Annotated in this window: 9 protein-coding genes; 2 read left to right on the top strand and 7 right to left on the bottom strand. The window is 46.4% G+C overall.

Going from position 1 to position 15,384, the window contains the following annotated elements; translation table 11 throughout:
• Positions 1 to 32: 32 nt before the first annotated feature.
• The gene (locus ACPD8L_RS01810; RefSeq protein ID WP_423941541.1) at positions 33 to 1,202 is read right to left on the bottom strand and encodes a FecR family protein; all 1,170 of its coding nucleotides are present in this window, start codon (positions 1,200 to 1,202) and stop codon (positions 33 to 35) included.
• A gap of 130 nt (positions 1,203 to 1,332) precedes the next feature.
• Between ACPD8L_RS01810 and ACPD8L_RS01805 the strand changes: the two genes are divergently transcribed.
• Entirely contained in the window at positions 1,333 to 1,941 is a 609-nt protein-coding gene (locus tag ACPD8L_RS01805) for an RNA polymerase sigma factor (protein WP_423941539.1), read from the top strand.
• A gap of 417 nt (positions 1,942 to 2,358) precedes the next feature.
• Here ACPD8L_RS01805 and ACPD8L_RS01800 read toward each other — a convergent pair whose 3' ends face one another.
• The 4 genes from ACPD8L_RS01800 to ACPD8L_RS01785 all read right to left on the bottom strand — a co-directional run bounded on the left by ACPD8L_RS01800 (position 2,359) and on the right by ACPD8L_RS01785 (position 10,671).
• Positions 2,359 to 4,620, bottom strand: a complete 2,262-nt coding sequence (locus ACPD8L_RS01800) for a zinc-dependent metalloprotease (RefSeq protein WP_423941537.1) — start codon at positions 4,618 to 4,620, stop codon at positions 2,359 to 2,361.
• Between the two features lie 28 nt (positions 4,621 to 4,648).
• Positions 4,649 to 6,049: a RagB/SusD family nutrient uptake outer membrane protein gene (locus tag ACPD8L_RS01795; RefSeq protein WP_423941535.1), complete on the bottom strand. Its 1,401-nt coding sequence runs from the start codon at positions 6,047 to 6,049 to the stop codon at positions 4,649 to 4,651.
• Between the two features lie 10 nt (positions 6,050 to 6,059).
• Positions 6,060 to 9,353: a SusC/RagA family TonB-linked outer membrane protein gene (locus tag ACPD8L_RS01790; RefSeq protein ID WP_423941533.1), complete on the bottom strand. Its 3,294-nt coding sequence runs from the start codon at positions 9,351 to 9,353 to the stop codon at positions 6,060 to 6,062.
• 163 nt (positions 9,354 to 9,516) lie between these two features.
• The gene (locus ACPD8L_RS01785) at positions 9,517 to 10,671 is read right to left on the bottom strand and encodes a FecR family protein (protein WP_423941530.1); all 1,155 of its coding nucleotides are present in this window, start codon (positions 10,669 to 10,671) and stop codon (positions 9,517 to 9,519) included.
• Positions 10,672 to 10,772: 101 nt separating this feature from the next.
• Here ACPD8L_RS01785 and ACPD8L_RS01780 point away from each other — a divergent pair, with 101 nt between their 5' ends.
• The gene (locus tag ACPD8L_RS01780; RefSeq protein ID WP_423941527.1) at positions 10,773 to 11,369 is read left to right on the top strand and encodes an RNA polymerase sigma-70 factor; all 597 of its coding nucleotides are present in this window, start codon (positions 10,773 to 10,775) and stop codon (positions 11,367 to 11,369) included.
• A gap of 241 nt (positions 11,370 to 11,610) precedes the next feature.
• Here ACPD8L_RS01780 and ACPD8L_RS01775 read toward each other — a convergent pair whose 3' ends face one another.
• Together ACPD8L_RS01775 and ACPD8L_RS01770 are read right to left on the bottom strand one after the other, a co-directional pair.
• Complete coding sequence (locus ACPD8L_RS01775) at positions 11,611 to 13,914, bottom strand: zinc-dependent metalloprotease (protein WP_423941525.1); 2,304 nt, start codon at positions 13,912 to 13,914, stop codon at positions 11,611 to 11,613.
• Positions 13,915 to 13,939: 25 nt separating this feature from the next.
• On the bottom strand, positions 13,940 to 15,376 hold the full coding sequence (locus ACPD8L_RS01770) for a RagB/SusD family nutrient uptake outer membrane protein (RefSeq protein ID WP_423941523.1): 1,437 nt from the start codon (positions 15,374 to 15,376) through the stop codon (positions 13,940 to 13,942).
• Positions 15,377 to 15,384: the final 8 nt, after the last annotated feature.

Raw genomic sequence — 15,384 nt, 5'->3', positions numbered from 1 at the left:
TGTTTTTTGGAATTGGGACGTTTCATACAATTTTATTTCAGTACAATGGTCTTTTTGTCGATTTCATAGGTCCGTATGGTACCTGTTTCCATCAGGGCCGTGAGGATTTCCTCGATTTCATATTTTTTATTGATGGATCCGCTGTATTCCACTTGTTTCAAGTTAGCATCTTCAAAGACTACCTGCATGTCGTACCATCGCTCCAAGACTTTCATGATCTCTTCAAGGGTGGCATGGTCGAAACTGAACACCCCTTCCTTCCAGGAAACCACATCAAAGACGTTCACTTCGGATAGGGATGTAGTCTTATTTTCGGTATTGTACCGGAGTTGTTGGTTGGGTTTTAAGCCTTGGGTGTTCCCTTCGTAGGTCAGGGACACCTTTCCCTCGACCAAGGTGGTGTAGATAATTGATTCGTCCCTGTAGGCCTTGATGTTGAACTCGGTGCCGAGAACCTCCACGGTTTGTTGTGGATGGTCTACTTGGAACCGGGATCCGTTGTGCTCCGCACTGGGAGAGACCTCAAGAAAGGCTTCTCCGTAGATGAGTTCAATGCTCCGGGTCTTTCCTTCGACAAAGGCAATGGGATATTTTAATTGGGATTCCGAGTTAAGCCATACCTTGGTGCCGTCCGCTAGGGTAAGGAAAAATTGGCCTCCTCTGGGGACCGTAAGGTAATTGTATTGGGGTTCCTGGTCGTTGTCGTGGGTTTTTGAGTAGACCAGCTCCTCTCCGTTACTGGTGGCATGGTCGGACCGGAAGGTGGTTCCTTCTTCCAAGACAACCGTGGATCCATCCTCCAAGGTGAGGGTGGCTTTTTCCGATCCCGGTATGATGGCATTGTCCACGATGACCGGTTCGATCTGTATATCTTTGGATTTCTTGGACCAATCCAGCATAAAATATCCTGCTAGGAGCATTCCCGATACGACCAACACCGCTGCATATCGTAAATAAGGGGTTGTTCTGAACCGATGGGCCAATGATTTTGATCTTCGGATCCTTTTCAGGAGCTGCTCAACTTCTTGTTCAGTATCGGGGTCGTTCATAGTGTAATTGATGAAATAGTTCGTTTTTACATACTGCTGAAAGCGTGCCTTCCCTTCCGGGGTATCGATCCATTTTTCCAGGATGTCCATTTCCTCGGCTGTTGCACAATGGCTCAGGTATTTGACAAGGATGCTTTCTATTTTGGGGTCCATAATCCCTGGGTTCTTTATCTATATAACAGGGCAAAAAAGTGAACTACGGGCTTTTTTAATGTTTTTTTTTACATTTAGTTAAATTTTAATTGATGTCGGGGTAACTTGAGGTCAAGTTTTTTAGGTATATATGGATTATTCCCAGATGGACAATGAAAATTTGATAGGCCAGCTGCAACAGGGCTCGGAAGCGGCCTATGCGCACTTGGTACGGGAATACCACCATGTGCTATTCGGCTATGCGGTTTCCCTTTGCGGGGATGGTCACTCGGCGCAGGACATTGTCCAGAATGTATTTTTCAAGACTTGGGAGAAGCGGAAAAAACTCAAACCGCACCTATCGATCAAGAGTTTTTTGCTGAAACTGACCTATAATGAGTTCATCAATTTTTACCATAGGTCAAAGGCCACTTCAAAGCTGGAAATGGCCTATAGGGATGCCCTTGAGCAGGTGGTCGAGGATAGTGACCCCGAACTTTTACGGAAAAAAATGGTGATAGTGACCGAGGCGATTGCCCAATTGCCCCCTAAATGTAAGCAGACCTTCCTGCTCAGTAAAAAGGAGGGGCTCACCAATCTGGAGATAGCGGAATACCTCAATATTTCCCTGAGAACGGTGGAGTGGCACCTGGCCAAGGCCTATGACCTGCTCCGTACTGAGGTGGGCGACAAGCTCAGAACTTTTCTTTTTCTACTATTTCCAATACATCAAAATGTTGTTCCGAAGTATTTGCCTTAATCTGTAAAGTTGGTGCAGTTGGGACTTATGCATTACGCTTTTCGTGCAAAAGAGCATTTTTTGTAAGGAAACCCTGATTACTCATATCTGTCCTAACAATGATTAGGAAGTCTATTTCAAGATGTATTCTTCATTCAACTTGGCCATTGCATCTTCTTAAATGAAAATAAAACAATCAAATTCATAATTTAACTAACGGTCATTGTATTCTCCTAAGCCGCAAGTTCTTTTATAACCAATAGAAATTGCTCCGTTCGATATCACTCGGATACCTCGTTGTCAGCAGATGAACAATCTGGATTGTTATTTGAATGCACCATTAAATGTACAGACTTCCTAACGCTAAGGCGCATATTTGCCAACAAAAAAACCTTGATCTATCAATCAAAAAAAAAGAGCCTTGACTAGGCTCCTTTTTTAACTTCCCATACTCTGTTGCAACATGGCATTAAGCTGATTCAGACAGAGTTGTAAATGGGTGCTTTTTATTGAATCGAAATTTCCTTTATACCCTTTTTTCAATTGTTTTTGGATACGTCGGGCCTCCAAAAAAAATATACTCTTGGCATAACCACTGTATCCATAACTATCTATACTGTAAGTCCCATCAGTACTTAAGCTATTCTTTGGAAGGACTTTGGACAGCATGGATAGATATGCCCATTGAAGATCCATCCTTTTACGGTTCCCTTCTCCCATATCACCGAATAGTTTAGACCCTAGGGTCAGTACCAATCTATTGGTTATTCCTTTATGGATGCCGGAAAATTCCATTTGTTCCAATCGCTTGATGCGAAGTGGATCTATCATATCGGTCAACAGTTTCACTTGATATTCAAGCAATTTGTCAGGATTTGTCGAATAGTGTATTCTTGACAGGAATGATGGGTTGGAAAGCCAATCAGGTGCGTTCAATGCATTTTGCAAAAGAAAGTCCATGGCGTCCAGCTGATCTTCCATGGGAATCGGGTCATAAACAAGGCCTTTCTGACTTCCTGTTTTGTATTGAATCTTGTGCCCTCCTATCATAGATAACACATGAGACATTTGTTGGTACCACAGCTCCAAGCTCCGGTCATACAACCGTTTCAAAAGTTCATCATCCCTTTGGTCTTTGTTAAGGGTGGGCAAGAGTTCTAATACTCTACGGAGGTTTTTTAGGCTTAATTTCGTACTATTTATGGGGTCATCATTTCCCACTACTTCATTTGCACAGCCGGGCCCTAGGGTTTCAAAAGTCCCAAGATTGTAACGCAGCCAAGGCAGGCTATCCTGTTGAGCCACAATCATGTCCAAATAGGGCCTTTCGGCTTCAGGACCTTCCACCCTAGCAATCTGCTGGTACCCCCATTGTATGTGAAAAGCATCCATAGGTCCCACCTTTTGGATCAACAGATCGGGCGGTATGCCATCCTCCGGTTGGGCCACATGGTTATGTCGGCAATAACTCATGACACTTGGTGTATGCCCCATTGTTTCCAACCATTCGGCATCCCTCATTCGGTTAAGCGGATAGGCAAACTCCCCAAAGTTGGCATCCCGGATACCTAGAATATGACCCATTTCATGTGCTGTTACATATTGTATCAATTCTCCTTTAAGATCATCCGGCAAGGGGTATTGCTGTGCTCTTGGATCCAACGGGGCACAACGCACAATATAATCATCAGTAAGGCTGGGGAAGGGATTGGCCAAAAGGATATCCCCCTTCAAGATTTCCCCGGTGCGCTTATCGATAATCTTGCGTACCGAGGATCCTCCCCGCATCTGACTTCCCCTAACATCAACATACTTGGACCAACGGATCATGGAATAATTGACGCTGTTTTCCATGAGGTTACCTATGTCTTTCGGTAATTCACGGACTTCAATGGCATTGCTGAAACCAGCCCTTTCAAATGCGGGCAACCACTCCAGAACCCCCGCTTTGATATACGGTTTCCATTTATCGGGAATCTTGGGGTCAAAATACAGAACAATGGGCTTGATGGGGTTGCTTATGACTGCTCTCGTGTCGCTTTTTTCCAAGCGCCAACGTGCAATACTACCTTGCTCCGTTTTGACTTGTCCATTAAGAATATCATATTGGTCTTCATAGACAAAGGCCATTCTATGGTCGAACAGTCGTGGTTCCATGGTATTCGGCAACTTATAAAAACTAAAGTCCACCGCCTTGGTCCTTCTCGAAGTGCGATAAGCAGTGGTCCGTTTGGTCCGGATAATGGTTTCATTGTCCAAATAGGACACGTCACGTATGTATGATTGGTCGAGAAATACAGTTTCAGAATCATTCGAACCCCATTTTATCGGGGTTTGTAAGAACAGTTCCGTGGCATCGATAAAGACCGAACACCCATTGCTCCTTTCCTTTATGATTGGAAAACGGTCCAGGATATGGGACTCTATGGCATAATTATCATAAAGGGGAAGGGAAAACCCCAATTCAGAACGAATCTGCGACAATGTCAAAAGGACATGGTCCCCTTCCCTCGACCATACTACTTGATGTTGGCCGCTTCCATGCCTAACAAACAGTAACGGGACATCCAATATGTTGTAATCCAGCTCTAATAGGAGGCGATTATTCCCAAAATGGCCCTTGATGCCAAAATTGGTCTGCCCCCTTAGGTGACAGACTGATATCCAAAAAATACATAAAAACAAAAACCGATGCATCATGTGTTTTTTTATGGGATCTTTATATATATCAGTACCCTTCATTCTGTGGCAATAGATTGGGGTTCAACAACAGTTCCGATTCAGGGATGGGCAGTAATTGGTCCGAACTCTCCCACCCAGACTTGAGGTGTGCCAATACGGCATCGGCCCTCCCGGTGCGTTTGAGATCAAAGAACCTATGGCCCTGTTCCGAGAAAAATTCGACTCTTCTCTCCGCTTGAACGGCTTCCAAAAGGGAAGTCTTGTCCAAATTGCCAAGGAGAGGCAAGGAGGCTCTGCTGCGAACAGTGTTCAAAAAAACCAAGGCAGGACCAAGATTTCCCAATTGCGCGTTGGCTTCTGCCAAGATGAGATATTGCTCCGCCAATCGAAAGATGATGGAACATTCCTGGGTAGAAGCCGTCGGGACAAATTGGCGGTACTTGAACGGGAAATACCAAGTTTCCAAGCCATCTGTTGCGGATCCAATCCAATGATCGAAACGTGCATCACCCTCTTCAAAGCTGCCTATCAAGGTTGGCGTCAGTGCTGAATTGGGAGGTGGTCCGTTCACAATGACAAAAGTAAAAGCTTCCTTGGTATTGTTGCCCGGGAGTCCAGGTCCCAGTTGCCATAGGGTCTCTGGACTTTCCTTTAGGAATACCTTGTCCACATCAAGATTCAGGGAATACTCACTATCGCTCAGGATATTCGAAGCCTCATCGATGGCCATTTGCCATTCTTCTCGGTAAAGGTAAACCCGGGCCAACATGGCGGATGCGGTCCAATGATTAGGACGGAACCTTTCCAAATCAGTCGGTGATGAAGCCAGCATTCCTTTGGCCATTAGAAGGTCGTCCTCGATATGTCGGTAAACCTCGGCTATTTTCAATTTGTCAATATCCCTATTTTCATCATATTCCGTGGTCATTATATAGGGAACCTCCCCGAAGATATTAACCAAGTAGAAGTGCAGGAACGCCCTTATAAAGTAGGCCTCTCCAAGGAATCGTTCCTTCTCCACGTCCGATAGGGAACCCGAGCTGGATACACCCTCCAATAGCGCATTGGCCGCATAGATAAGTCCGTACCCTGTGTCCCATAGATTCTTAACGCTATTATCGGATGGCAGTACGGTGTTGTTGGTATAATTGAGCACACCGGGAAGTGTGGAACTATAAAGGTCAAATTCATCCGAATAATGGCCCATAAGGTAGGACAGCCCTTGTGTACCCCCTGTTGTGAAGCCATTTTCCCTCAGTTCCGCGTAAATATACGCAAACGCGGCATCTACCGTTGCGGCATCCTCAAAGACCACCTCCCCGGTCAATTGGTTTTTAGGTGGATCCACTTCCAAATACTGCTCACAGGAACACAGGGTCAAAAGTACCGTGCCTATAAATGCCCTTAGAAAGTTTAGTTGGCGAGTCGTTCTATTATTTGTATGCATATCGATTTGTTTAAAAAGTTATTCTTGTACCCAAGGTTATCACCCTTAAAGGGGGAACGGCCTGATTGCTTCTTGTTTCTGGATCTAGGCCATCATACCCGGTAAGTGTCAACAGGTTCTGTCCCCTGAGGTAGAGCTCACAACCGAATGCATGGTCTTTTGCTTCGGTCAATCGATACGATAGGGACAATGTCTTCAACCGGATATACGAGGCATCGGAAACCGAGGCATTGCTCTGTGTATATTGCCGAAAAGCTTGGGCCGATTCCTGTGATGCACCTGTGGAGAAACGTTGGACCGGTGCCACATCCCCTTCCTGTCGCCAACGCTGTAATACCGACTCTGGCTGATTGGCCAAACCTCCCACAACGATACTGCCAGGGGTCCAATAACCACTGCCTTTTTGTTCGGTAAATTGAAAGAGCATATCCAATGTGAGTTTACCTATGGTGATCGTATTGGTCAAACCGCCATAAAAAGAAGGATTCAGGTCCAACACCAATTGTCGGTCCTCTGGGCCAGAAATGATCCCATCACCATTAAAGTCCTCAAATTCATAAAGCCCTGTTTCGGAATTGACCCCGATTAACCGATATCCCTTGGATATGTTCAACGGTTCGCCTATCACCAATTGGTTGGCATAGGTAGAACCTTCGAGATTGGGAAATGAAACCAACCGGTTCCTTGGAATGGTGAGGTTCAGCCCGGTGGACCAAATAAATTTTTCCTTGTTAAAGTTGACCGTGTTCAGTTCAAACTCCCATCCCGTATTCTCTACCGTTGCATTCAGATTGGCGTTCACCGAAGAAAATCCCGTGGTCGCGGGAAGGGGTATCCCCACCAATTGGTTGGTGGACCGATTCCTATAATAATTGCCACTCAAAAAAATACGGTCCTTAAAAAAGCCGAGTTCCAGGGCCACTTCCAGTTTCTTGTTCGCCTCCCAACTAAAGTCCGGGTTGAACAAACGTGTAGGGAACAGGCCAATGGTATTCTGGTACTGCTGGGTCCCAAAGGAGTAGGTATCCAGATATTGGTAGTCCCCAATTTGGTCACTGCCAGAGGTGCCATAGCTCCCTCTTAGTTTTCCAAAGCTCAGCAAGGGTATGCCATGTTGGATGAACTCTTCCCTTGAAAAAATATAGGCAGCTCCAATGGCCCCAAAATTGGCATAGCGTTTATCGGGCCCAAACCTACTGGAGCCATCGCGACGCCCTGTGAAATTCAAAAAGTACCGGTCCTTTACCGCTAGGTTCACACGACCATAAAATGCCTGATATTGATATTCCTCGGTCAAATCCGCTATGGGAAACTGACTGGATGAAGCCGATAGATTGGCCATCAGGCTATTGTTGGTGAATCCAAAGGCAAATTGGGATAGTCTTTGGGTGGTTTGTCCCTGAAAGGTAAGCCCGGCCAAGGTGGTCAACCGAAGTAAACCAAAGTCATGATCATAGTGAAGTTGTGGCTCTATGATATAGGATGTCCTCTCCCCCGTATTGTGCACGGCATAGGAACTCTCTGGTCCTATGCCATAGGCAGGGTCATAGATAGTGGAAGGAACGGTTGTAAGCTCACGAAGATGGTTTTCTGTATAGCCCAGGTTGGCACTTGCCCTCAAACCATCAAGAACCCGATATTCCAATCGTGCATTTGAGATCAAGGTCGTCCCCTGTGAAGTGTAGTTGCTCTCAAGTTTGGCCAAGGGATTGCTCCAAGTTGAATTCTCCCAGTTCAAGGTACCATTGGTGGAATATAGGTCTGGTGCGTTGGGGGCCAAGTTTAGGGCGTCCAAGACCAACAGTCCATCCCCGGGAAGTCGGTTCTTGTTGGAACTGAAGGTGGTGGACAATTGTATGGAGAATCGTTCATCTGCTGTTTTATGGCTTAGATTACTCGCCACCCCGATCTTATCATTGTGGAAATCCCCATGGAAGACACTGGTCTGTCTATGGTAGTTTCCACTGACCAAGAACTGCGTGGATTCATTTCCTCCGAATATGGATCCCTGGACATCGGTCAGATAGGAGGTATTGCCGAACAATTCCTTTTGCCAATCCGTATTCCTGTCCAGGTCCCATGTCCCGTTCACATCATAGGCATAGGAAGGAATGGGGCCAATGCCGTCATTGGCAAAGGCCTCCCTCCTCATGGTCAAATACTCGGGTGTGTCCAAAAGATTGACCTTATTTGCTATTGTCCCAAGTCCCGTTTGCAAGCCGATCTCAATTTTAGTGGCTCCATGGTTCCCTTTCTTTGTGGTGATGAGCACCACCCCGTTGGCACCACGGGACCCATAGATGGCCGTAGCATCGGCATCCTTTAGGATTTCGATACTTTCAATACTGGAGGGATTGATGTTGTTCAAAGGGTTTATCCCGCCACCTGGCAAGGGTAATGAGGCCTGGGACTCCCCCAGACTTGTGGAGGCAAAGGGAACACCATCGATGATGTACAAGGGTTCGCTGGCCCCTGGACGGATACTGTTTCTGCCCCTGATCTGTATCCTAAAGTTGGAACCCGGCAGACCTGAAACCTGCTCAATGTCCACTCCGGCCACACGTCCTTGAAGCGAGGCAAGGGGATTGGAGATGGGTTGTTTTTCAATATCCACGGCGGACACTTTTTCGATATTACCTGTAAGCTCTTTTTCAGAGACCGTATAATATCCTGCGTTGAGCACCACTTCGTCGAGAGCACTGACACTTTCTTCCAACTGCACATTGATGGTGCTCTGGGTGCCCACTATGATCTCTTGGGGGGTGAAGCCCAGATAGGAGAAGGCCAGGACCTGTTCGGGGTCGACCACCTGTATGGTGTAGTTTCCTTCAAAATCGGTCAGGGTCCCCCGTGTGGTGCCCTTCAATACCACGGTCACGCCTTGGAGGGGTATCCCGTTGGCATCGGTCACGGTCCCGGTTATTTGGCGTTGGAGGGCCTGTTGTTTGGGTCGGATGATGATACGGTCGTTCCGGCCTAGGATAATGTTGAAGGCCTCTCTCTGAACGGCCTGTTGTAAGAGTTGTTCCACGCTGACCCTTCCCTTTTTAAGGTCGATTTTGGGTGCATTAGCGAACAGGTCCTGGGGATAGATGAATCGGTACTTGGTCTGTGTTTTGATCAGGTCGAACACTTCGTCCACGGTCAATGTCCGGTCTGTGGCCACGGTCACCTTCTCTTGGGAAAAGGTGGTCTTGGTCGTGAGTCCGAACATGGTGGTACAGAGCAAGAAGATAAAGGTTCTCATAAGGTACAGGAAAAGCCTTTGGGCCCTTCCATAGGGTTTGGTTGTTCCAATTTCCATAAATTTGTCTTGTGTTAGTTATACAATTCGTTGATTGGCACTGTAGGGACGAAGTCGGCCATCGGCAAAATGTTTGGCTTCGCTCCCTTTTTTTGTGCGTTTTGGGAAGGGGTTTTATCCCCTTGTGTGAAAAAATCCGTGCTTAGCTGCTGTCCATTTCGGTCTATTTTAAGGTTATGGTATTTCCTTTGATCGCATAGTTTTCGATCATATTAAAGTCTTTGATGTTGTCCAGTATCTCGGTGATCTCCTGTTCCCGGCCCAATGCCCCCGTAAATCCTTGTTGGGCCAGTTTGGGGTCTTCGAACACTACCTCCATATCGTACCAGCGTGAGAGCACTTTCATGATCTCCCCAAGGGCCATTCGGTTGAAACTGAACACACCTTCTTTCCAAGAAATCTGGTCGTAGACATCCACTTGGGCTGTGGAGAGAGTTCCCGCTTCCCGGTCCCATACCGCTTGAAAGCCCGGGGCCAATGTACTTGTTTGCCCTTGCGCTTCCAAGGCTACTTGACCCTCTACCAGGGTGGTTCTGACCTTGGTTTCGTCTTTATAGGCCTTGACATTGAACTGGGTGCCGAGGACCTCAATAGTTTGCTGGGAATGGCTGAGTTGGAACCGGGACCCGTTATGTTCCGTACTGGGGGACACCTCTAAATAGGCTTCGCCATAGACCAGTTCCACGGCCCGTACGTGGTCCGCTTGAAAGGATACCGGATATCGCAGTTGGGATTCGGCATTGAGCCATACCTTGGTCCCATCGGAGAGCTGGACAAAGAACTGCCCTCCCCTGGGTACGGTTATGGTGTTGAGGGCCGTTTCGGTCACGGTTTGTGCATAGACAATCTCCTCCCCATTGCTGGTTGCGTTTTGGGATTGGTAGTTGGCCCCTTTTTCAAGGGTGACCTTTGAACCATCTCCAAGGGTCAAGATTGCCCGTTCTCTACCAACTTGGATCTGGTTGTCCACGATCACGGGCTTGCTCTGTTTGCCATTTTCGTCAAACACCTGTTGTGTCAGCACATACCCGAGCCCAAGGGCCAGAATCAACAGGGCTGCATACTTTAAAATGCTCGTACGTTGTTTGCGACGGATGTGTGCCTGCTTCTGGTCGATATGATCCAATAGGACCGTTTTGGCGTGCTGGGTATCATAGCTGTCCATGATTCGGTTCACGGCCACATTGACCTTGATGTGCTCCACAAACTTGGGTGCATCGGGGTCCTTTTTCACCCATTCCTCCAGGGCAAGGAGTTCGTCCCTATTGGCCTCGTTGGCCAAGAATTTTACGATTAGGGTCTCGATAGCTGGATCCATCCGCTTTGTTTTATCCTAAGACGAACCCGGAAAAGGGACACCCTGACGCAAGGTTAAAAAAAATTGATATTTTTGTTAAGGACCTGTTATCGGACACGCCTATGGAAAAGCTTCCCCGACATGACACTGCACTCCTGCCCTCCCTTAGAAAAGGGGACCGGAGGGCCTATGCTACTTTGGTGGAACTGTACTATGTGGAACTCTGCCACTATGCGGCCAATCTATCGCGGGATGCCTATAAGGCGGAGGACATCGTGCAGAACGTATTGATCCGGCTCTGGGAAAAGCGGGAGCGGCTGCATCCGGATCTGGACCTGAAGCGCTACCTCTACCGTGCGGTCTATAATGAGTTCGTGGACCAGTACCGTAAGGAGATGGCCACCACGGCTTTGGAAAAAAAGTATATCGAGGAATTGGATACCTATTTGGAGAAAGAGGATCCTGAGCGAATTGAGCGGCTCATGGAGGTTGTCAATCGGGAAATAGATCGGTTGCCGGCCAAGTGCAGGGAGACCTTTCTATTGAGCCGAAAAGAAGGATTGACCTATGGGGAGATTGCCAAGCACATGGGCGTATCGGTCAAGACCGTGGAGACGCAGATGACCAAGGCCTTTGCCCTGCTGCGGAAAAAAGTGGGCGAAAAGCTCCAATCACTCTTGTTCCTGCTCTTTGGTGGTCAAGGAAGAGTGGCCCTATAATCGGGTTTATCGCTTTTCATTCCTATTCCTGAGAGTATTGGCTTATCTCGTAAAGCTCAAGATTTCCTTAAATAAATACATTCAAAATTATTAAGAATCCATTAAAAAATGAGGACCGAACTTAGTAGGAGCATAGGTTCCATAAAGTCCGGTCCTCATTATTAGCCCACACATTCAAACCAAAATGTAAACATCGAAGTATTATGATTTGGTTGGTGTGTGTTGTGGTTATGGTTGTCCTTTATTGTATTCCGTTCAATTTGTTCAAGCATAATTGCCAATGACCCCAAGTGACCATATCCCACTTCCTTTTCATTGCCTTCTCAATATCCCCTTTCAAAATCATCAATTCCTGTAACATTATTCCCTGGGCATATTCGGTTGGGGCAATAATCCTTTGCTGTGGGTCAAAAATGGGGCGTTCCCTGTTCAGGTTGTCAACCATGGCTTGGATATAAATCTGTTGTAACTCTTGTCGCCTCGGACCGACACCTTCACTCGGTCCTTCCAACTCTCTAAAAAGTCCAGATCGCAATTGGGCCAGATATTTTTGTAAGACGTCCTCAAAACCGGGTAACCGTTCCATATATTCCAACCGCCCGATTCTTAATGAGGACAGTAATTCCATTACCCAGACCCTTTGGTTTTCCATGACCACATCTGGAAAGGTGGAATATCTTGTACCTTCCAGAAAATTGGGATCGGTCAACCACCCTGGAGGATCTAGAGCTTCTGACAATATGAAATCAAGGGCTTCATGCTGCTTCACCCAAGGAATTGGGCTGTACAATTGTCCCGATTGATTGATCGATTTGTAATGGATATCATATCCTCCTATCAAGGTCAAGACATGCTTCATGTGGGCACTCCACAATCCCAAGGTCTTATCATATAAGCGTTCCAACCGGGAATTATCCTTTTGGTCTTTCGTTACTTCGGGCAGTAATCCCATAACCCTTTTTACATTTAGCAATGCCAATGTGGTACTGCGAACCGGGTCATTGGTCTCTACCACCTCATCAGAGTTTGCTGGGCCCGATATATCTGGTCGCGTGGCATTGAACCGATACCATGGCACGGAATCCTGCCATCGGATCATTCGTTCCAATACACTTTCTTCCAATGGGATTGAAGTACCATCAGGGAACTCCGTGTAGGCCCATTGTATTTGATATCTATCGGTTGGGCCTACCTTTTGTAATAATAAGGTTGGGGGAATACTATCCTCGGGTTGTGGAATATTGGAGGTCCTGGAATAGTTCATGATACTTGGGGTATGACCCATATCCTTTAACCAAAGACTATCGTTCATTTTGTCCCAAGGATAGGTGGCTTCCCCAAAGTTTCCATCCATGATCCCCAAAACATGGCCTGCTTCATGGGCAGCCAAAACTTGGTATAATCTTCCCGTAAGTACTTCAGGAAATGGAAATCCTTGCGCTTGTTTGTCCAAAGGAGCAGCCCTAATGAAGTACTGCTCCATTATGGTTTGTTCTGAGGATCCCATAATGATATCCCCCTTCAAGATTTCCCCTGTCCTCAAATCAATCACCTTGGCAACAGTACCGCCATAATCTTCCTCCTCTGATCCTCGAAGGTATTTGCGTTGTGACCATTTGATCAAACTGGAATGGATACTAAAGGGTTGCCACCGTTCTAGGCTATCCATTTCGCGAACCACAATGGCATCCTTGAATCCCGCGGATTCAAAAGCGGGCAACCACTCCTCTATCCCAGCCCTGATGTAGGGTCTCCACTGCTTGGGAACTTCAGGGGATATCCAAAAGGTAATTGGTTTTTTGGGCACACTAACAGTTTGATCCGGGAATTGTTTTTCCAAACGCCATTTGGATATGTTGGCCAGTTTGTTCTTTACCCCTGAATGCCCTGCTGATGTTTCTTCATCGTAGAATCCCATACGATAATCAAACTTCCTTGCTTTCATCGGTTCCGGCAGCACACTGAATCCATAGACCACGGGTACGGCTATTTTGGAATTTCCCAAGACCAATCCTTTTCGAACCTTGATGAGCACCTCATCCGCAAAGTCCTTTCTACCTATCAAAAAACTAAGGTCAGGAACCGGGGTTTCTGTAAAACCAGGTTCCCATGGAATGCCCCTATGAAGGACAAAATCGGTTATGTTTATGGTATACCCGGAACTATCCCTTTTTACCAAGGGAAAAATGGACAATATATTTTCATCTAGGGCCAGTCCCTTTTTGAAAGGCAGGATAATGCCCGAAGTTGAATGGATATTTCGCTGCTTCAATAGGAGCCTATCCCTTTGCAGTGACCAAACCACCTGAAGATACATGTACTGTACATCATGATCATTCCTTACAAATAACAGGGTTTGATCCAAAACTGCTTCGGGTATGTGCAAGTAGAGCTGATCACCTTCAATGTACGAAGTCAAAAAAGGCACAGAAAAGCCAAGAGAATTCCGGACATCGCCCATTCCCAAACCTGGGGGATCCTTCACCACACTCGATCCGAACAAGGCGATCATGTACAAATGAACCAATACTATTAATAGTCTCATTGCATAAAAGTTGTATGGGTATAACCTAGTACCCTTCGTTCTGGGGCAATAAATTAGGGTTGGTTTCCAGTTCGGACTCAGGAAGGGGAAGCAGCACATCCGTGGCCCTCCAATTGGATTTTATGGCACCCAGTACCCCATTGGCACGTCCAGTTCTTTTAAGATCGAACCAGCGATGTCCTTGTTCCGTAAATAGTTCAATCCGGCGTTCCCGCACAATTGCATCCAAAAGATCTCCTTCTGTTAAAGCAGGGGTATTCGGTAGTCCCGCCCTAGTTCGGATCATATTGAGATCGGCCTGCGCACCGCTGATATTTCCCATATGTGCCCTGGCCTCCGCCCGGATCAAAAATTGTTCCGTCAAACGAAAAAGAATGGAGTATTCCAAGGATTCGGATTCGTTGAGATCAGCCTTGTACTTATAAGGATAGTGCAAGGTGATGGTATTCTCTACATCCGATATGCTCCCGATCCAATGTTCAAATCGTAGGTCATCAGGTTCAAAAGCATTCAAAAAATCTTGGGTCAGGGCATAGGTTTGCCCCGGAATGCCCTGAATGATCAATTGAGCTGCTTCTTTGGTATTCTTAGGATTATCCTCATCGGCCTTTAGTTGCCAAATGGTTTCCGAAGATTCTTTGAGGAACACCTGGTCCAGATCCTCCTCCAATGGAAAAACCTCAATAAGTGCTGTAGCCAAGGATGCCGCCCTCTCCCAATTTTCGGTATATAGGTAAATCCTTGCCAATAAAGCATTCACGGTATGCATATCGGGCAAGACCCTTTGGTCCGATCGCGGTTCCATGTTCCTCAATAAATCCTGTGCCTCCAACAAGTCCACAATAATATCATCATATATCTCATTTTCTGTGGAACGAGTAACTTTGTTGTTCTCCATATAATCCGTTGTTTTGATATAGGGCACATCCCCGAATAGGGCTACCAATAGGCTATGGACATATGCCCTAACGAATAGGGCCTGACCCTTGAACCTTCTTTTCTCCACATCGGTCAGATTACCTGAACCTTCAACACCTTTGATAATATCATTGGAACTATAAATCAAATAGTACGCTTGGCTCCACCAACCCATGATAAGCCCGTTCCCGGCCAGCACATTATGTCGATAGATTTGGGAATAGTCCGCACTGGTCCCATAATAATCCAGTTCATCTGTATAAATTCCCAGGGCCGGTGTCACACCAGAGCTTCCCGAGATCATACCCTGTTCCCTCATTTCAAAATAGAGGTTCGCCAAAGCGGATTCCACGGTTGAAGGATTATCAAAAACGGTCTCCGAAATCAAAGTGTTCCTTGGCGGATCCACTTCAACAAAGTCAGAGCATCCTATAAATAACAGACCAAAAAGGATAAGCAAGGGGACAAACCCCAAATAACATGATTTAAACCGTTCGGTTCTTTGAAATAGTGGTTGGAAGTTTATTGAATTAAAAAGTTTCATTGCGCATT

The sequence above is a fragment of the Flagellimonas algicida genome, from assembly GCF_049629585.1.
Lineage (GTDB): Bacteria > Bacteroidota > Bacteroidia > Flavobacteriales > Flavobacteriaceae > Flagellimonas.
This window is presented reverse-complemented; position numbering and strand designations above follow the sequence as displayed.